General features: G+C 31.1%; 16 protein-coding genes. 3 read left to right on the top strand and 13 right to left on the bottom strand.

All coding sequences use genetic code 11. From position 1 onward, the window contains the following. The first annotated feature begins 27 nt into the window (after nt 1-27). On the top strand, nt 28-1,320 hold the full coding sequence (gene eno, locus GGR97_RS09390; protein WP_167898254.1) for a phosphopyruvate hydratase: 1,293 nt from the start codon (nt 28-30) through the stop codon (nt 1,318-1,320). 644 nt (nt 1,321-1,964) lie between these two features. On the opposite strand, the gene GGR97_RS09385 is transcribed toward eno, so the two are convergent. From GGR97_RS09385 to GGR97_RS09350, 8 genes are all read right to left on the bottom strand, one after another. Next, a complete protein-coding gene (locus tag GGR97_RS09385; RefSeq protein ID WP_167898253.1) occupies nt 1,965-3,524 on the bottom strand; it encodes a T9SS type A sorting domain-containing protein in 1,560 nt (519 codons plus the stop codon). A 381-nt stretch (nt 3,525-3,905) separates the two neighbouring features. After that, complete coding sequence (locus GGR97_RS09380; RefSeq protein ID WP_167898252.1) at nt 3,906-4,514, bottom strand: superoxide dismutase; 609 nt, start codon at nt 4,512-4,514, stop codon at nt 3,906-3,908. 116 nt (nt 4,515-4,630) lie between these two features. Then, on the bottom strand, nt 4,631-5,950 hold the full coding sequence (locus GGR97_RS09375) for a glycosyltransferase 87 family protein (RefSeq protein ID WP_245229487.1): 1,320 nt from the start codon (nt 5,948-5,950) through the stop codon (nt 4,631-4,633). Between the two features lie 75 nt (nt 5,951-6,025). Further along, the gene (locus GGR97_RS09370; RefSeq protein ID WP_167898282.1) at nt 6,026-7,588 is read right to left on the bottom strand and encodes a cellulose synthase family protein; all 1,563 of its coding nucleotides are present in this window, start codon (nt 7,586-7,588) and stop codon (nt 6,026-6,028) included. Between the two features lie 53 nt (nt 7,589-7,641). Continuing rightward, nucleotides 7,642-8,334 (bottom strand): glycosyltransferase family 2 protein, encoded by a 693-nt coding sequence (locus GGR97_RS09365; protein WP_167898251.1) that lies wholly within the window; start codon nt 8,332-8,334, stop codon nt 7,642-7,644. Beyond that, nucleotides 8,327-9,193 carry a toxin-antitoxin system YwqK family antitoxin gene (locus GGR97_RS09360; protein ID WP_167898250.1) on the bottom strand — a complete coding sequence of 289 codons (867 nt, stop codon included), beginning with the start codon at nt 9,191-9,193 and terminating at the stop codon, nt 8,327-8,329. The genes GGR97_RS09365 and GGR97_RS09360 overlap by 8 nt, the downstream gene beginning before the upstream one ends. Beyond that, nucleotides 9,186-10,802 (bottom strand): 4Fe-4S binding protein, encoded by a 1,617-nt coding sequence (locus tag GGR97_RS09355; RefSeq protein WP_167898249.1) that lies wholly within the window; start codon nt 10,800-10,802, stop codon nt 9,186-9,188. The genes GGR97_RS09360 and GGR97_RS09355 overlap by 8 nt, the downstream gene beginning before the upstream one ends. Before the next feature lie 30 nt (nt 10,803-10,832). After that, nucleotides 10,833-12,164, bottom strand: coding sequence for an NAD(P)/FAD-dependent oxidoreductase (locus GGR97_RS09350; protein ID WP_167898248.1), 1,332 nt, complete (start codon nt 12,162-12,164; stop codon nt 10,833-10,835). A gap of 165 nt (nt 12,165-12,329) precedes the next feature. Between GGR97_RS09350 and GGR97_RS15325 the strand changes: the two genes are divergently transcribed. Together GGR97_RS15325 and GGR97_RS09340 are read left to right on the top strand one after the other, a co-directional pair. After that, nucleotides 12,330-13,895, top strand: coding sequence for a DUF547 domain-containing protein (locus tag GGR97_RS15325; protein WP_245229485.1), 1,566 nt, complete (start codon nt 12,330-12,332; stop codon nt 13,893-13,895). Nucleotides 13,896-13,934: 39 nt separating this feature from the next. Then, nucleotides 13,935-15,191 (top strand): POTRA domain-containing protein, encoded by a 1,257-nt coding sequence (locus GGR97_RS09340; protein WP_167898247.1) that lies wholly within the window; start codon nt 13,935-13,937, stop codon nt 15,189-15,191. 38 nt (nt 15,192-15,229) lie between these two features. Here the strand turns inward: GGR97_RS09340 and GGR97_RS09335 are convergent, their stop codons facing one another. From GGR97_RS09335 to GGR97_RS09315, 5 genes are read right to left on the bottom strand one after another with little or no spacing between them, the layout of a single operon-like run. Further along, nucleotides 15,230-15,535 carry a DUF1330 domain-containing protein gene (locus tag GGR97_RS09335; RefSeq protein WP_167898246.1) on the bottom strand — a complete coding sequence of 102 codons (306 nt, stop codon included), beginning with the start codon at nt 15,533-15,535 and terminating at the stop codon, nt 15,230-15,232. A 3-nt stretch (nt 15,536-15,538) separates the two neighbouring features. Beyond that, complete coding sequence (locus GGR97_RS09330) at nt 15,539-16,354, bottom strand: purine-nucleoside phosphorylase (RefSeq protein WP_167898245.1); 816 nt, start codon at nt 16,352-16,354, stop codon at nt 15,539-15,541. A gap of 1 nt (nt 16,355) precedes the next feature. Further along, complete coding sequence (locus tag GGR97_RS09325) at nt 16,356-16,964, bottom strand: TIGR04282 family arsenosugar biosynthesis glycosyltransferase (RefSeq protein ID WP_167898244.1); 609 nt, start codon at nt 16,962-16,964, stop codon at nt 16,356-16,358. Nucleotides 16,965-16,973: 9 nt separating this feature from the next. Further along, nucleotides 16,974-17,837: a metallophosphoesterase family protein gene (locus tag GGR97_RS09320; RefSeq protein WP_167898243.1), complete on the bottom strand. Its 864-nt coding sequence runs from the start codon at nt 17,835-17,837 to the stop codon at nt 16,974-16,976. After that, entirely contained in the window at nt 17,819-19,156 is a 1,338-nt protein-coding gene (locus tag GGR97_RS09315; RefSeq protein ID WP_167898242.1) for a sodium:solute symporter family transporter, read from the bottom strand. Before GGR97_RS09315 ends, GGR97_RS09320 begins: the two co-directional genes overlap by 19 nt. Nucleotides 19,157-19,160: the final 4 nt, after the last annotated feature.

The following is a 19,160-nucleotide window of genomic DNA, read 5'->3' as shown; positions in this document are numbered from 1 at the left end:
AAATAATAACAATTTAAATCTAAATATATGAGCGTTATAGTTAACATTCACGCAAGACAAATTTTTGACTCAAGAGGTAATCCTACTGTTGAAGTAGATGTAGTTACAGAAAATGGAGTATTAGGTAGAGCAATTGTTCCTTCAGGAGCATCTACTGGAGAACACGAAGCTGTAGAATTAAGAGACGGTGGTTCTGACTTTATGGGTAAAGGTGTTTTAAACGCTGTTAAGAACGTTAACACTACTCTTGCTGAAGAATTAATTGGATATTCTGTTTTCGAACAAAACGCTATTGATAAAGCAATGATCGATTTAGACGGAACTCCAAACAAAGCTAAGTTAGGAGCTAACGCTATTTTAGGAGTTTCTTTAGCAGTTGCTAAAGCTGCTGCTAACGAATTAGATATGCCATTATATCGTTACGTTGGAGGTGTTTCTGCTAACACTTTACCAGTACCAATGATGAACATTGTAAACGGTGGTTCTCACTCTGATGCACCTATCGCTTTCCAAGAGTTTATGATTATGCCAGTTAAAGCTAAAAACTTTACAGAAGCATTAAAAATGGGAACTGAAATTTTTCACAACTTAGCTAAAATCTTACACGGACGTAACTTATCTACAGCTGTAGGTGATGAAGGTGGATTTGCTCCAACTTTTGATGGAACCGAAGATGCTATTGAAACTGTATTATCTGCTATTGAAAAAGCTGGATACAAGCCAGGTGACGAAGTTATGTTAGCTTTAGATTGTGCTTCTGCTGAATTCTATGAAAATGGAAAATACAACTACGCTAAATTTGAAGGTGAAGGTGGAGCTGTACGTTCTTCTAAAGAACAAGCAGAATACTTAGCTGAATTATCTGATAAATACCCAATCATCTCTATTGAAGATGGTATGGATGAAAATGACTGGGAAGGATGGAAATACTTAACTGAATTAGTTGGTGATAAAGTACAATTAGTTGGTGATGATTTATTTGTAACTAACGTTGAGCGTTTATCTACAGGTATTGAAAAAGGTATTGCAAACTCTATCTTAATTAAAGTAAACCAAATTGGTACTTTAACTGAAACTATTGCAGCTGTAAACATGGCACACAATGCTGGTTACACTTCTGTAATGTCTCACCGTTCAGGAGAAACTGAAGATACTACAATTGCTGATTTAGCAGTTGCATTAAACACAGGACAAATTAAAACAGGTTCTGCTTCACGTTCTGACCGTATGGCTAAATACAACCAATTAATTAGAATTGAAGAAGAATTAGGAGAGGTAGCTTATTTTCCTCAAACTAAAGCTTTCAAAGTAAACAGATAATAGCTGTTTTAAATAAAGTAAAAAGCACCTCATTGAGGTGCTTTTTTTATTTTATAAGAGAGATTTATAATTGTTAGTTAATTCGAATATATGTTGTTATCAATTTCCAAAATGTACATCCTTCTTCTTCAATAATTTTTTAATTTCATTTTCTGATACTCCATCTTCTCTTTTAACCTCTGCAATATTAGTAATATCAGTAAGAATTAATTTATCTCCACTAATTGTAAATATTGGACTACTATCAGTTTTAGGTTTAAAAATAAGTTGTCCTTCCTTAATTGTATTACTAATTAAAATTCCTTTTCTAAACTTTTAACACATTGATCATTTTTGTCTAAGTCAAAATTTTAAATATTTCGACTCCTTTCTACATTTACTTAATATTTCATTAGGACTAGCAGTACTCGTTTGAGCTGTTAATTGCCATCTACCAATAAATTCTTCTCCAATGAATCATCATTATTTTACTACAACTTGTTAAATAAATACTAATGATATGATAACCCGTTAATTGAGTCTTAAAGCGATGTTAATACTTAAATACTTTAATTTGTTGAATGATGATTGTAGTTTTAATAACAAATACCCCTGTGAATTATATTCACAGAGGTATTATTTAAAGTATTCTATTAATTTTTTTATTACAATATTACTATTTTTTGATTTGTAGTTTCTACATCTGATATTATTTGTAGAATATATGTACCTGGTTTTATACTAGATGTATCAATTGTATTTTTATATCCAGAGTTTTTAATAGTTGTAATTAACTGTCCACTATGTAAACTAAAGATATTAACAACACTGTTGATAACTTTTGTTTCTACAAATAACTTACCATTAGAAACCGGATTAGGGTAAACTTTATCAACTGGTTCGTTAAACTCTGTTGATAACTCACTAATGTTATTATTGGTAATAATTCTTTTTACAGGACAAACATTATTTTTATCATTATCATACACTACTTTAGGCGAACAATTTCTAAAACCACTATATGTTTGTGTATTAGAAGCATGACCAGACTTTCTAAATGTAACTTTATATTTACCTCCCCCAGAGAAATCAGTAGCTGTATTTTGTGCATCAAACAAAATAGGTGCTATAGATGGTGCTTTTCTAGCTATAGGATCTGTACCTGCAGTAAATGGGAAAGAACTAAATGGATTTGCATTTCTAAATTGAGTTGGATAAAACCCATAGTGTTTTTGTTTAATCTGTGCTAGATTTTTTGTTTCATCAGAATTACGAGAAATTTTAATCTTTCCACCTACAATTACGCTATTATATTTTCCAGCAGTAAAACCTGCTTCATCAAAACCTTTGTCTATTCTGATACCGAAACTACAGTTTTTTGATGTTACATTTTTTATAACTGCTGTACCTTGTCTTTTAGTATGTGGAGATACCATTACAGCAGCATTACCATTTATACCTGTAATATTTAGTCCATATAATTTTGTAGATGTAGCAACATTTATACCTGCATCTCTCATAGATTTCCATCCACTTTCAAATCTCAATGTTACACCTCCGTAACCTTTTAAATTTTTAAATAAGACATTCTCTGCTGCTTGTACTTGTATTAAACCATATCCATAATCGGCACCTGTAATTGTACAATTATTGATAATTCCATTTTTAGCAATTCTATTCCAGTTACCACCACTTGGAGGACTTAAACTTAAACCAGAAAGAAATGTTTGATTATCTTTAAGTAGTACTCCTTGAATTAAAAAGTTTTCTACCCAACCTATAGTAAATCCAGATACTTTATCTCCAGGATTAAATTTAGAATAGTCTATGATAAACTTTCCAGATGTAGATGATATTTTTACATTTTTAATTTTTTGTTGAGTACCTCTTCCATTAGTTCCTATATTAAACATAAAGAATGCTGTTGTAGGCTTTAAAACAGCATTTTTAGCGATTAATATATGTGTATTTGATTTTAGGTTAATAACCTTGTTGATGTTATGTGTACCAGCTGGAATGTTTATAACAACTCCACCATTATTAATAGCGTTATTAATTTTATCTGCCGTTACTGGTAAACTTATATCTTTACTTACCGATGGGGTTGTGCCTGTAAAAAAGTTATTATCATCTGGTATAATAATTTCTTGTGCTGTTATTGTGTTAAACACAATAAAAAAGAGCAAAAATGATTTAAAATGTTTTTTTAAAGATGTTGTAATCATAATTTAGTTTTTAATTGATTAATTAATTATCGATAATGCAATTTATCTATAAAAACTAGTTATGATGTACTTCTCAGTTAATAATGTTATAACTTATTGCTTATGAGTTTATTGAATGTGTTAGTAAGTATTAAGCGTAATGTTTATTGGGGCTCCCGAATATTGATTTAGAAGTTTATTTAGAAAAAAATATAGATTTTTTGTTAAAATTATTGCTTTAAGCAGAAGAGAAGCCATAAATAAAGGTTTTATAATTTTATTAAATTGGCTATTTTTTGTTAGTTTAATTATTATACTTTTAATTTTAAGACTAAAAAAAAAAGTTCTAAAGCAATTACTGCCTTAGAACTTTTTATTGTAAATTAATTACTGTGAAACTAATTACTTAGCAGTTTTGTAATTTTCAGAAACAGCATTCCAATCAATTACATTAAAAAATGCGTTAATGTAATCAGGTCTTCTGTTTTGGTAGTTTAAGTAGTAAGCATGTTCCCATACATCTAATCCTAAAATAGGTTGGTTACCACAAGTAACACCTGGCATTAATGGATTGTCTTGATTTGGTGTAGAACATACGTTTACAGCCCCTCCTTTAGCAACACATAACCAAGCCCATCCTGAACCAAATTGAGTTGCTGCAGCCTTAGAAAAAGCATCTTTAAAAGCTTCAAAAGATCCAAAAGCAGCATTAATAGCCTCAGCTAAAGCTCCAGTAGGTTCTCCTCCTCCGTTTGGAGACATTGTAGACCAGAATAAAGAGTGATTGTAAAAACCTCCACCGTTATTTCTAACTGCTTTGTTTTCCATATCTAATCCACCTAAAATAGTTTCAATAGATTTTCCTTCTAAATCAGTTCCAGCTATAGCGTTGTTTAAATTTGTAGTGTAACCGTTATGGTGCTTACTATGGTGAATTTCCATAGTTTTTGCATCAATATTTGGTTCTAATGCATCGTATGCGTAAGGTAATTTTGGTAATTCAAAAGCCATTTTGTTATGATTTTTATTGTTTCGTACTCAAAGATAATTAACTATTATTTTCTAAAAGAATAAATGAGTCTATATTTCTATAGAGTATAAATATGATAGAATAAGAATTCTTTATACTAAGTTTTAAGATCTTGTTTTGTTGTTGATTTAGGCAAATAATAAGTTTGATACATGATGTAACCAAACAGAAGGCTGTATTCTAGTCCAACCAACCAAAGATTTTCTTTGTATGTATTACTAATGTAAGCACTGTAGCTAAGAATGATTAGATAAGACCAAAGAATAGGATAGTTGTATTTTACAAAAATGCTTAAGAATAAAGGTATTGCCAAATACCAAGGATGAACAATACTAGATAATAAATAATAAAATGTAATTACAAATAGCATACTTTCTATAAGTGTTATTTGCTTGTTGTTTTTTCTGAAAAAGGAAATAATTAAAGTAAATAGAATAACAATTATTGGTGTTATTTTTCCAACTGTTTGTATAATGTTGTAGCCTTTTACATGATAACCAATTTCTCTAATGATGTAGTAAATACTCGCATTAAATTCAAAGTTTTGAAAATACAATTCAATACTAGACATAAAGTTGGTATATAATTCTGTACTCATAAATGGTAGAAATAGGAGGATATTTACCAAGGTAGTAATAGCTCCATACATGACTGTTTTCTTGAATCCCAACCATCTGTATAATACAGGTAAAAAAATCAATGGAATTAATTTGATAGAAATAGCACTTGCAAATAAAATAGCTGAAACGTGATTTTTATTTTTTAGTAAGTAATAAATACTCGCACTTAAAAAAGCAAGCATCATTCCTTCGTAATGTAAATTTCCTGTAAGCTCTATGATAATATATGGATTGATAAAATACAATAGAATTTTACGAGGGTTTAGTTTTAATTCTCTAAGTATTTTTATTCCAAAAAAGAGTGTAATTATATCTGATAGAATTAAGGTAAGTCTCATTACCACAGTACTGATTAATAAATGACTATCAGAAAAAATAGCTGGAACGGTAAAAGCAAACTGATTTAGTGGAGGGTAACAAGTAAAATGGCTCCCATTCATAGCTCCCATTCCTTTGTACAAGTTGATTCCATCATTAATTAATGTGGGATTGTTCTCTGGTAATATTAAATAAGGATTAATTCCATTAAAAATTGCTCGTCCATCCCACAAAAAACGATAGAAGTCATCAGATAGATTTGGAATAGCAATTAAAAAAAGGACTCTAAAAAAGATTCCAGTAATAATAAGAGTCTTTAGGTTTAGTTGGCTGTAATTGTATAGTAAAACAAAGCAAGTAAACAATAAACTATACCATCCTAATACCTGAATAAAATCGGTTCTTACAGTTTTGTAAGCAAATAAGTAATAAGCTATAGAAGAAAATAAAATGACCAATAAACTAAGTTTATTGGTCATTTTATAATTTTTTAGAAAGGATATCATAAGGTTGTTTTAAAGCTTATAAGTCGATAGAATAATCTAAAAGTTACATTAAACCTTTGAGAATACGGATTTGTAAAAAATAAATCCAAAACCTAAGAAAAGCATAACGTGAAAAATAATCAATCCACTATCAAAAGGAACGTACCAAGCATCGCAAGGTAACAAGCCAAACCAACATTTTTCTGAATAGGTTTTTAAATGATTATTTCCAATATCTCTAACCAACCAAGCACTTACAATTCCAAAGAAAAAGTAAATAGTTAAAATTCCTTCGTAGATTACATTCTTAGAAGGTTTTTTACGCATGTATATATTTTTCTTCCAACCATCAATAGATTTAATGTTGAATTTAGGAGTTCTTACAAAATCACTACGTTTACGTCTGTGACCTTCAATAACAGCCCCCGTATTATTTAAAGATAAGCCCATGGCTACACTAAAAAAGGTAAAAAAGGTTCTGGTGTATTGAATAAATCCTTTAAGTCCACTTTTTTTCTGTACGTTTTTATACATGTACCAGTAACAGATAAAAAAGATTAAAGTACTAATGGCAAAGAAACTCATGGCAATAAAATAGCCTTTAAAATCTTCAAAATAATTTTTAATGTACAACATAGGAACACTTAACACTCCTACAATAAATACATTTAAAAACATAGTACTGTTTAAAAGATGGAGTACACAATGTGCTTTTGTTTTAAAAGGTAAGTCAGAATTAAGAATCTTACGAAACATTTTCTGAAAGTTTTCTGCACCTCCTTTGTTCCATCTAAATTGTTGAGATCTGGCAGCACTAATTACTACAGGTAATTCAGCAGGAGTTTCTACATCTACCAAATATTTAAATTGCCAACCTTTTAGTTGAGCTCTATAGCTTAAATCTAAATCTTCGGTTAAAGTATCTCCTTCCCAGTTTCCTGCATCGTAAATACATTCTTTTCTCCAAATACCTGCCGTACCATTAAAGTTGATAAAATGTCCTTTAGAATTTCTACCCATTTGTTCTAAGGTAAAATGTGCATCTAAAGCAAAGGCTTGTATTTTGGTTAATAAAGAATAATCACGGTTAATATGTCCCCAACGAGTTTGTACAACTCCAATTTTATCATCTTTAAAATAAGTGATAGTTTTATGTAACCAATCGCTTTCTGGTAAAAAATCAGAATCAAAAATGGCAATAAACTCACCTTTGGCAATGGCTAGTCCTTCTTTTAAAGCACCTGCCTTAAAACCTTGTCTGTTGGTTCTTGTAATGTGAACAATATCTAATCCGGTAGCGACTAATTTAGCAACTCTTTCTTTGGTCTTAATAACGGTATCATCTGTAGAATCATCTAATACTTGAATTTCTAGTTTTTCTCTTGGATATTCCATCAAAGCAATGTTTTTTAACAATCGCTTCATTACATATTTTTCGTTAAAAACAGGTAGCTGAATGGTTACATAGGGAACCTCATCAGGATTGTTTAAATCAAACTTTGGACAGTTTTCGTTTTTTTTAGAACGATTGGCTTTTAGGTAATTAAATAACAGATTTAATTGAGCCAAAGCATAAAAAAATACCATTACCAAAGATACAATGTATATAACCAAAAGAACGCAGCTGATCATATATAGTGCGTTGTTTGTTGGTTTTGATAGTAAGAGTAATAAGTTGTTTACCATTATTTTAAACTATATTTAAAGATCCAACTTAGGATTTTAATTCCGGCAAAGATAGTTCCTTTTATTGTACCCGACACCTTAGAAACTCCTATTCTTTCTCTGTATTTAACAGGTACTTCTGTATAGTTAAAGTTGCTTTTAACAGCTTTTAGTTGCATTTCTACCGTCCATCCGTAAGTTTTGTCAGTCATGTTTAATTCTAACAATTTTTGATATTTGATAGCTCTAAAAGGACCTAAATCTGTAAAGTTAGCTTTAAAGAAAAGTTTCATTAAAGAGGTAGCTAACCAATTTCCAAATACTTGCTGAGGAGTCATAGAATTTTTGGCTCTTTGGGAGTTGTTTCTAGATCCAATAACTAAATCAATATTATCATTTAAAATAGGAGCAACAACTAAAGGGATTTGTTCAGGATAATCTGAATAATCTCCATCTAAAAACACAATAATATCTGGATGTAAATTTTGTTGAGCTATGTATTCCATTCCTTTTAAACAAGCATATCCATACCCCATTTTAGATTCTAACAAAACATTAGCACCTGCATGGGTGGCAACTTTAGCTGTATTATCTGTAGAATTGTTGTTTACAACAATAATGGTGTCAACAATATTCTTAGGAATATCGTTCACCACATTGGCAATAGACTGCTCTTCATTAAAAGCAGGAATAATTACAATAATTTTAGTCATTTAGTTTGTTATAATCTTTTCTAAAAGAACTCCAGTCTTTCCACTCTTTGGTTTTTACCCCTTTTTTATAGTATCTTCCTTTAACAATTTTGTTGTTGCTGTAGTATATACAATAACCGTGTAACAAGTTTTCTTTTAGTTCACATTTGTGAGACAAAGTTCCGTCTTTATTAAAAAAAGACCACCATTTAGTTTTTTTATTTTCTTTAAAATCTCCTTGTTCCAATACCTTTCCTTCATCGGAGTAAAAGTGCCAGTAGCCTTCTTTTAAACCGTTTTTAAAATTTCCAGAAGTTTTTAAAACTTGTAGCTTAGAGTAAAATTTCCAATAGCCATTTTTTTGATGATTTATGTAGGTTCCTTCAGCCTCTAAAGTTCCGTTTTTACGATAGTTTTTTACAGTATAGTTTTGACTATTGTTCATATATCTTTTCTCGCAAACCAATTGATTATTTTGATAATAAAACCAATTTTTGGTAGGTGTATTAATATGATAATCTCCTACAGAGTCTAAATGTTGATGGGTATAATATCTCCAAGTTTTCTCTTTTAAATTATTCTGATAATGTCCGTTAGAAGAGCAACTATCCTTATAATATTCTATGGTGTACCCATTTTTTAAATTTTTAGTGTACCAACCTTCCGAAGTGATTTTACCTAAAGAAGTGTAGTTTCTTTGATAGTAATTAACAGAGTCTAAATAAAAGGTTTTCCAATATTTTATAGGATGTTTGTTAAGGGTATACCATTCGTGTTGCAGTTCTCCATTTTTAAAATACTCTTGATGTAAAACTTCCTTTTGTTGTGCTAATACAACAAAAGGAAGAAATATATATATGTAGGCTAGCCTACTAATCATTCTTTTTAGTCATGTTTAACAAATCAATGTCGTTTCCTAAAAGCACATCACTTATTTCTGTTCTGCTAGCTCCTGTATCTGGACCGTTTTCTAATTTTAAAACTCCACGAGGACATACAGCAGAACAAACACCACAACCTACACAAGAGGAACGAACAATATTTTGTCCTTTTTGTGCATATGAACGTACATCAATTCCTTGTTCACAATAAGTAGAACAGTTTCCACAAGAAATGCATTGACCTCCGTTGGTGGTAATTCTAAATCTAGATTTGAATCTTTGTACCAATCCCATATATGCAGCTAATGGACAACCAAAACGACACCAAACACGATTTCCTAAAATCGGATAGAATCCTGTACCAATAACTCCAGAAAAAATAGATCCAATAAAGAATCCGTACCAGGTTTGTATATCGTATACAGAAATTCCCCAGAAAAGTTCTTTCCAGCTAGGAATTTCAGCAAAGTACACATACAGCGTTAATCCAGTCATTACGGTAGCAAATACCAAAACACCGTGTATTAACCAACGTTCAATTTTCCAAGAAAATAAAGATTTGTCAGATAGTTGTCTATATGGATCTCCTAAAGTTTCGGCCAAACCACCACATCCACAAACCCAAGAGCAATACCATCTTTTTCCATAAAAATAAACCATTACAGGAACTATAATAGCCGTTAGAACAATTCCCCATACCAACATAAAAACACCTAAGTTTCCGCTGTTTACTAAAGAATCTAAATTCCAATCAAAAAAGAAGGTATAGTTTAAAGGCCAAGCATTTTTAAAGTCGAACCAAGGTTTGTTAAAAGCTACTAAGATTTCTGGAATTAAAAAGGCAAAAGCAATTTGAAAGAACAAAACAACGGCTGTTCTAATCATTTGGTATTTGTTATGACGGTATTTGATAAACATTCTAACGGCAAAAACAGTCATTACCGAGCAGTACATAAATCCGTATAAAAACCACTGACTAGCAGGATTTCCACTTAAAGCTTTACTTACTCCGTTTACCGCTAAAATTGGGTTGACAATATAGTTGGGAAAAAAGTATAAAAAGATGTAAAATCCAACAAAAAAGAAAGCAGTTATAAATCCAATAATTCCTCTATTGGTAGCACTGTGCTGAAAAATTCCGTTGTTTTTAATTCCTGCAGGTCCTAATAATTTATAATCGGGAATAAAAACTAGCAATCCTCCAATAATAGCCAATCCAAAAGTAAGGAAAAACCATAACCCCGTGTTGTTTGTAAACCATCCTATGGCAGATTCTCTAACCAAAGGATACACAAATTCTTTTGAGGTTTTACTCCATTTTAAATGAAGAATTTTGTTCCAGTCTACTTCTGGTTGACTGTGTTGATATTCATTAGATGCTTTGGCACTGCTAATTATTTTAGAAGATAATTCCCAAGCACTTAATTCTTTGTTTACAATTTTATTTTTGGTATTTCTTATAAAGTGTTCACTTTTTACACCTTTGTTTTCTATCCAACTTTTGTATGTTTCTGGAGTAACTTTGTAGGTTCCTGTGAATATACTACCTACAAAAAAGGCAAACCCTAAAAAGGTTAAAATATATCCTATGTTTTTTATTGTCTTCATTTTATATTCTATTGATGAGGGGATTCTTGTTTAGGCTAAGTTTAAAATTCGTTTCCAACTTTTCTTTTTAGGAACCAATTGAGTGTTGTTTTCTTGATTGAATTTTTGTAGAATTTCAGCTTCGTATTGCTTGTAGAATTCAGGATCAAAATTGGCATCTTTTAAATGTTCCAAAACATATTCAACACTGCGTTCATCAGTTAACCATTTGTCAAAAACCTTGTGTCGTAATCTAATTCCAAACGTATTTAATCCTATAAATTTTCTAGAAATTTTGTCATAATTAAAGTGTACACATATTTTACCGTCTTTGTGTTCCCAATAAAAACGAGCTTCATTTTCTCTAGGTTGTGCCCAAATCCATCCGTATGTTTGGTATTCTATATCTAAAAATTTAGCAGAGTTAAACCAATGTCCTGGTTGGTATTCTGTAGGTACACCACAAATAGTTCTAGCTACAGTTTCTCCCATCATTCTACCCGTGTACCAAACAGCTTCAATAGGTCTGCGTTCTCCAATACCTTGGTGTTGTTGTGCGCAATCTCCAATAGCATATACATTTGGAATGTTGGTTTCTAAGTGTCTGTTAACCAAAACACCTCTACCCAATTCAATTCCAGATTCTTTTAAAAAGTTTATGTTAGGACTTACTCCAGCAGTTAAGCCAACCAAATTACATTCAATAGTTTCTCCTTTGTCGGTAACCACTGCTTTGGCTCTTCCGTTTTCATCAGATAAAATTTCTACCAAATTGGTTTCTAAACGTAAATCTATATGATGTTCTCTAATATGTCTGTTAATCATTTCAGATTCCTGAGCAGGTAACACTCCATTCCAAAAGCTTTTTTCACGTACTAAAAAAGTAACAGGTATGTTTTTAGAAGCTAACATTTCGGCCATTTCAATACCAATTAATCCACCACCCACAATAACGGCACGTTTGCAATCTTTAGCATATTCTGTAATGGTATCTAAATCTTGTCTAGAATACATTCCTGTTACTGCTTTTAAATCCTGACCTGGCCAACCAAATTTGTTAGGTGTAGAACCTGTGGCAATAATTAAATCATCATATACAATAGTTGTGTTATTGTCTAACAATAAAGTTTTGTTGGTTGTATCTACGCTTTTAACAAAAGCTTTTACTAGGTCTATTCTGTTTTTTTTCCAAAACCAATTTTCGTAAGGTTGTGTATGTTCAAATTTCATATGTCCCATAAAAACGTACATTAAGGCGGTTCTAGAAAAGAAATAATCTGTTTCTCCTGATATGATGGTGATTTTATGATCTGAATTTTTTCTAATATGCCTTGCAGCAGTAACTCCTGCAATTCCATTACCTATAATGATGACGTTTTTCATATGCCTAAAATTTGATTTAGTTTCAATTTACAAGCATTCTGTCGCAACTTTTTTAAACTTCTTAAAAAATACAAGCTATTTATATTCTATTTAAATAAAGTGATGCTTGTGTAAGCAATTAAAAAAAGAAACAACAAATTAAAGGTTCATTAAAAACACAACCCCATGAAACACAAGATTTTTATAGTGCTATTTATAGCTACAACTGCATTAACTAATGCACAAAACCATACCGCTGAGTTTTTTAAAAAGGCAGATTCTTTTTTTAAATCCTATGTAGATAATGGTAAAGTAGTCTATCAAAAACTAGCAGATGATGATTCTGATTTAAAAGAAATTATAGAGATTTCTAATCAAATTTCAATAGATATAGACCATAAAAATCTATACAAATCTTTTTGGATAAACGTATATAACTTAGGAGTAATAGAGCAGGTAGTCGAAAATTATCCTGTAAATTCTCCCATGGCTATTCCTGGTTTTTTTGACGGAAACAAAAGGTATTTAGGAGGAATAAAAATTACACTAAATGATATTGAAAACAAATTGTTAAGAGCCAACTTTAAGGAACCTAGATTTCACTTTGTATTGGTTTGCGGAGCAGTAAGTTGTCCTCCTATTGTAAACTATGCTTACACTCCAGAACAGTTAGAAAATCAATTAGCAACCCAAACAAAACTAGCGTTAAATAATTCGGATTTTATTAGAAATACGAATGGAAAAACAGCAATTTCTGAAATTTTTTCTTGGTATAAAGAAGATTTTGGAACCTCAAAAAACAACATTGTTACGTTTATCAATAAATATAGAACTCAAAAAATAAATACCTCTTTTGACTATTATGCTTATAATTGGCAATTAAATGGTCAAAACTCTGCTGTAAAAACAAAAGAAAATACATCAACAGCCTTGTCAAATATTCAAACATTTACTCCATCAAAATTATTAGCAAAAGGTCAGTTTGATGTAAAATGGTTTAATAGTGTTTACACACAAACCAGACAAACATTAGGAGAGTCTTCTGAAGCAATAGATATTCCAAGACAAAGTTTTTTTACAAGTACCTTAGAGTTTTACTACGGGGTTAGTAAAAACGCAAGAATTAACGTTGGGTTTATTACCCAAGCAAGAGCAAATACTTATGGAGATGCTAACACGCTAAGTGTCTTTAATTTTAAAGACAATGGAAACGGAGCAGGTACAGCACGTTCCGGTTTTACCACATTTGCACCTTCTATTAGAGTACAACCTATTGCATCTGTTCCTAATTTTTCTTTTACAAGTTCTCTTTATTTACCCATTTTTGAAAAAGATAAGGCAGGTTATTTAGATAAGAATAGTACGTTTTGGGAAACAAAATTCTTTTTTGATAAAACGTTTGGAGGAAATCAATGGCAAATATTTACAGAGGTAGATTTAGGCTTTAATTTTGGAGACAAAGGAGGGAATGAGCAATTTGCAAACAACAGTTTAGGTTTACCTGTTAGTGCTTTTTTAAGTTATTTTCCAACGAATAAATCTACCATTTTTGTAAACGCACAACAGTTTTTCTTAATTAGTTTTGGAAACGATTTTGAACAAAATTATACCTCAGTTGGTTTGGGAGGAAAATATCAAGTTACAGATAAATTAAATCTAGAGGCTTCTGTAGGAAAATTTGTAAGGGGATACAATTTTCAAGGATTAGGTCAGACTTTTAGTTTAGGACTACGTTATTTATCAGCTAATTAATAGTAGTTTTAAACTTAAACTTAAACTAAACTAAACTAAATGAAAACGAAACTAACTATTTTTTTCTTCGGTTTTATACTATTTCAACTAAATGCTCAAGTTGTAAAAAGCATTCGTTACCAAGGAAATCAAAAAACAAAAACAACGGTATTAAAGAAACTAACCCGTTTAAAAGTCGGAGAAACACTAGATTCTATAACTTTAAATAACGATGCCACTTTGTTAAGCAGATTGCCTGTTTGTAATACATCTAGTTATGTTGTTACAACTAATGATGATGGAAATTATGAGGTGACTTATAAAATAGAAGAAACCAATACGATTATTCCAACTATTAATTTTTGGACAGCTAATAATCAACAATTTTCATATCAGTTAGGAGTTAAAGAATTTAATTTTTTAGGAGAAAATAAACAAGTAGGTGCATTCTACAGAAATAATGGATTTCATTCTTTTTCGGTAAACTATACAGATCCGTTTTTGTTTAATGCTACCACAGGACTTTCTTTAACCGTTCAAAGTCTAACTAGCTTAGAACCTTTATATTTTGATGGAGGTAGTGCAAATTATGAATATACTAATACCTCTATAGAAACATCTGTTACCAAACGATTAACCTCTTTTCATAGGATAGATTTAGGATTAAATATTTTTAAAGAAAAGTATCGTTATTTTGATGGATTTCAGTCTACAGAAATACCTACAAGTTTAAACGAGAATAAATTTTTATTTAAAGCCGGTTTTGATTACAATACACTAGTGTTTAATTATCAATATGTTGATGGCTTTAGAAGTTTATTAAGCACACAGTATGTAATGCCTATAGATACCAATCAAAAAAGCTTTTACATTTTATGGAATGATTTTTTTTATTACAAAAGAATTAAAGAAAGAGGAAATTTTGCGACTAGATTAAGATTGGGAATTGCTAGTAATGATGATAACCCTTTTGCACCTTTTGCGTTAGATAATAATATAAATATAAGAGGAGTAGGAAATATTATAGACAGAGGAACAGCAGTAATCGTTTTAAATACAGAGTATAGACACACGATTATAGATAAAGAATGGTTTGCTTTACAAACCAATGTGTTTGTAGATGCGGGGAATTGGAGATCAGCAGGAGGAGAAATTAATGAGATTCTAGAAGGTAAAGGAGCAAGAGTTCACCCTGGAGTAGGACTTAGATTTATTCATAAAAAAATATACAATGCCGTTATAAGAATAGATTACGGAAGAAGTGTAATTAACGGAAAACAGAAAGGATTGGTTTTTGGAGTAGGACAGTATTTTTAAAAACAAAAAACCTCAGCAATTTGCTAAGGTTTTTTATGTTATAATTTTTCTCCTTTGTAAATATAACTAAGTCTAAGACTCTCATTTTTTAAAGCATCAAAAGAAGCTCTTTTAGAATCTTGTAAATAAGCTTTAAAATGCTGATCAGAAGCAAAAGAAATTAAATGAATTTCATAAGGTTGCTCTTCGGTTGAGGTTCCAATATAGTTTTCTTCTAAGGGTCTTAATCTATGAATTAAAACTCCGTTATGCTCCTTAAGAATAGGAAGTACAGCGTTTTCGTATTCTACAAATACTTTTTCTTTTCCTTTTTTTACGTATAATAATACTGTTAAGTATATCATCAATTATAAAGTTTTAAGCAATTCTTTAAATAAAATGCTCAATTGTGGTTCTGCTTTAGCTGCCATTTCAAAAATTTCTGGAATATTGATGGGGTTTAAATTCTCTGGATCACATTCATCTGTTAATACAGAAATGGCAATACAAGGTAGCTCTAGTTGATTGGCTACAATAACTTCAGGAACGGTACTCATTCCCACAGCATCGGCACCAATGGTTTTTAAATAACGATATTCTGCACGAGTTTCTAATTGAGGTCCAACCACAGATGCATACACCCCTTTGTGTAGATTAATGTTGTTATCTGTAGCTATTTGTTCAATTCGATCATTTAAAATTTTGTTATAGGGAGTAGACATGTCTACAAAAATATTTCCAAAATCTTTTGCATTTTTAAAGGATAGAGGAGAACCACCTTGTAAATTAATATGATCATCTATTAACATTAATTCTCCTTTGTTAAAACCTAAATTTACAGCCCCTGCAGCGTTGGTAATTAACAGTTGTTCTATTCCTAAGGCTTGCATTACTCTAACTCCGTAGGTAATTTCGTTAAAAGAATACCCTTCATAAGCGTGAAAACGACCGCTCATGACTACGACGTTTTTGTCTTCTATAGTTCCAAAAATTAGTTTACCCGCATGAGACTCTAAAGTAGCACTTACAAAATGTGGAATGTCTTCGTAATTAACCACTCTTTGTATGTCAATATCATCAACTAGTTTAGCCAAACCTGTTCCTAAAATAATTCCTGTTTCGGGAATTGTAACTCCTTGTTTGTGTAGAAAGTTTACGCTTTCTTGAATGTTTTCTAAGGTCATTTTATTTATAATTTTTAACGTGATGATATAAGAAAGAATCTTCTTCTATATCTTCTAATACATCAATATCATTTAACTCATCAAGAATTGCCACTTCTTCGTCTGACAAATCTAAAAAGGTATCTCTAAGTACCGAATCTGTTCCCCATTCTTTATTGGTAAACACATCGGTTCTAGGTTCGTTTAAACCTAATAAATAATAACCTCCATCTTCAGACGGACCTATAACGGTTTGTTCTTTTACTTGCTCAAAAGCATCTTCTATAATTTCTGTGGTTAGGGTTTCTATATCACTACCAATAATGACAATTTCTAAGTAGCCAGCACCAAAACCTTTAAAAAAAGCTTCTTGCATTTTAGCTCCTAAATCTCCTTTGGCTTGAATCAATTTCATAAATTCTCCTTCATCCCAAAGGTCATCAAATTCAATTTCGTCTGTATAAAACACCCATTTATCAACCTCTAAATTTTTGGTAATGTTGTGTGTGTGGACTAATAAATCTTTATAAACAGCCAAAGCAACTTCATCAGAAGTGTCTTTAGCCAAACGTGTTTTTACTTTTCCTAATTCGGGTCTGCGTATAAATATAATTAAGAGTTGGTTGCTCATTTTTATTGATTATTTTTTTATTGAAATCGGGTTTGTTTTGCTCTTTAAAATTAGAGAATCTAAAGTTATTTTTTGTCCTTGTAGCTTACTTTCTTTAGTTGGTAAAATATCCATATTGTCCCAAATACCGGAGCTTAATGTTTGGGCATAAGAATTGGGTAAGTTGTGTTGTAACATAAGCTTTGCAGCTCTAGAAAAATCATAATCAAGTTGATGGTAGCTAATGGTGATTTCTTGTTCTTTTTGTTCTAAAATAGCATACCAAACTTTAGGTGTTCCATCATTAGCAGGCATTCCTATGACTCCAGGATTGATCCAGTATTTGTTTTCTTGATAATCGTAAAAAGGCAATCCACTATGTCCAGCAATAATCACATCACTTTGTGTGGTGTTAAAACTTTGTTGTTTGTTATGCCAAGGAGTTGAATTAAACACAAATTCTGATGTATTGGCATGGGAACCATGAACCGTACTTATTTTTAGATGGTTCCATGTAAAATGCAAATGTTCTGGTAAAGTTTTTAAAAAATCTAAAGAATCTTTAGAAATGTTTTTTTGAGCATAAGGATACCAAATATTCGATAATACATCGCATTTAGAACCTTTAGAAAAATCGCAACCACAATGCAAAGCTTCGTTAATTAATTGAATTTCTACATTTCCTAAAATACTTTTAGCTCCCCAATTTTTAAATGTCTGAATGGTTTCTTCTGGTGAGGCACAATACCCCACAATATCTCCTGTACAAATACAATTCTCAGCAGGAATGTTTAATTTTTCTGCTTGTTTTATTAAAGATTGTAATGCTTGTAAATTGCTATAGACTCCTCCAAAAATAAGTAGTTTGTCCGATGTTATTTTTTGTGCATCCATATAGGTGTCCAGTATAAAATTGTACATAAAAGAATTCCCCAAACATTCACCCAAAGTAAATCGGCATAAGGACCTTGGGTTAGTATTAAAAAGGTTGGAAATAGATTAAAAAGAAGTAAAAATCCAAAAAGTAATCCGCTGGTTAGACTTAGGAAAAAACTGAGTTTTGGAGCTTTTATGTGCCAAAACATAAAAATAGGAGTCAGTCCTATTACCATGGTTCCAGATATGGTTGTAGCCGTTAAAACTTCGGCATTTAAAAAAATAGGGATGGTTCCTAAAATGGCTAATAAAATCATAACAAGCCTACCTAAAGAAACGCTTTTACTCTTTTTTAAATCAATTACAATCAATTTAGAAAAAGAAGAAAAGGTAGAATCTAAGGTAGATGATGCAGAGGTAATCATAATAAAATTAATGACTACTAAAAGTCCAACACCTAATGTTTTTCCTACCTGTACAGCTGCTTGTCCTTGCAAGCCCATATGTTTGGCATAAATACCTACAACACTAAAAAGGGCAATACAAATAAAACCAACAATTCCTGCTGCAATAAAACTTTTTAAGGTGGTTTTGGGTTTGCTAATAAAACCTCTATCTGTTAACACAGGATCGTGAAAAGGATAACTAAAAGATTGCAATACGGCCGCAAAAAGTAAATTTAAGCCCATATTAAAACTCCAATCTCCAGAATTTAGAACTGTTTGTGTGGTAAATTCGGTTATGCTAAACAATTGCCATAAAATAATTCCTAACAATACAGAAAACAATCCCATTTGAATGATGTCTGTAAAAATGGAACTACTCAAGCCTCCTTTTAAAGAATAAGCAAGGGTAAGAATGGTAAATACAACAATGGCAATGTAGTAAGAATTGGAATTTACATCTCCAAAATAAGAACCTATCACCATGGTATTGCTCCAAACTTCGTTGAAAAGTCTAAAGGCAATTAAAATAGAAAATAGATTGATAGCTTTTTGTCCGTATTTGCTATAAATAAAATGATGAATACTAGTAAAGCCTCCTTTGGTTCTTAAATAATAAATAACAACACCTGCTACAACAAAAGAAAGATAGTAGGCAGCATAGGCCAATCCACCTACAATTCCATAAGCCAATCCTAGGTTAGCAGCATTGGTAATACTTTTAGAAAAAATCCAAGAAATAACCAAGCTACCTGTAAGCACAAAAGTAGTTGGCGATTTTAGTTTGGAAGTAGCTTTGTAAAAAGCATTGCTAGTTTTTACAAACGGAGAAAACAGAAATAGCAACAAACTAGATCCTATAACTAAACTCCATTGTAGGGTGATTATATTCATATTT

Source organism: Wenyingzhuangia aestuarii (genome assembly GCF_011927765.1).
GTDB lineage: Bacteria > Bacteroidota > Bacteroidia > Flavobacteriales > Flavobacteriaceae > Wenyingzhuangia > Wenyingzhuangia aestuarii.
This window is presented reverse-complemented; position numbering and strand designations above follow the sequence as displayed.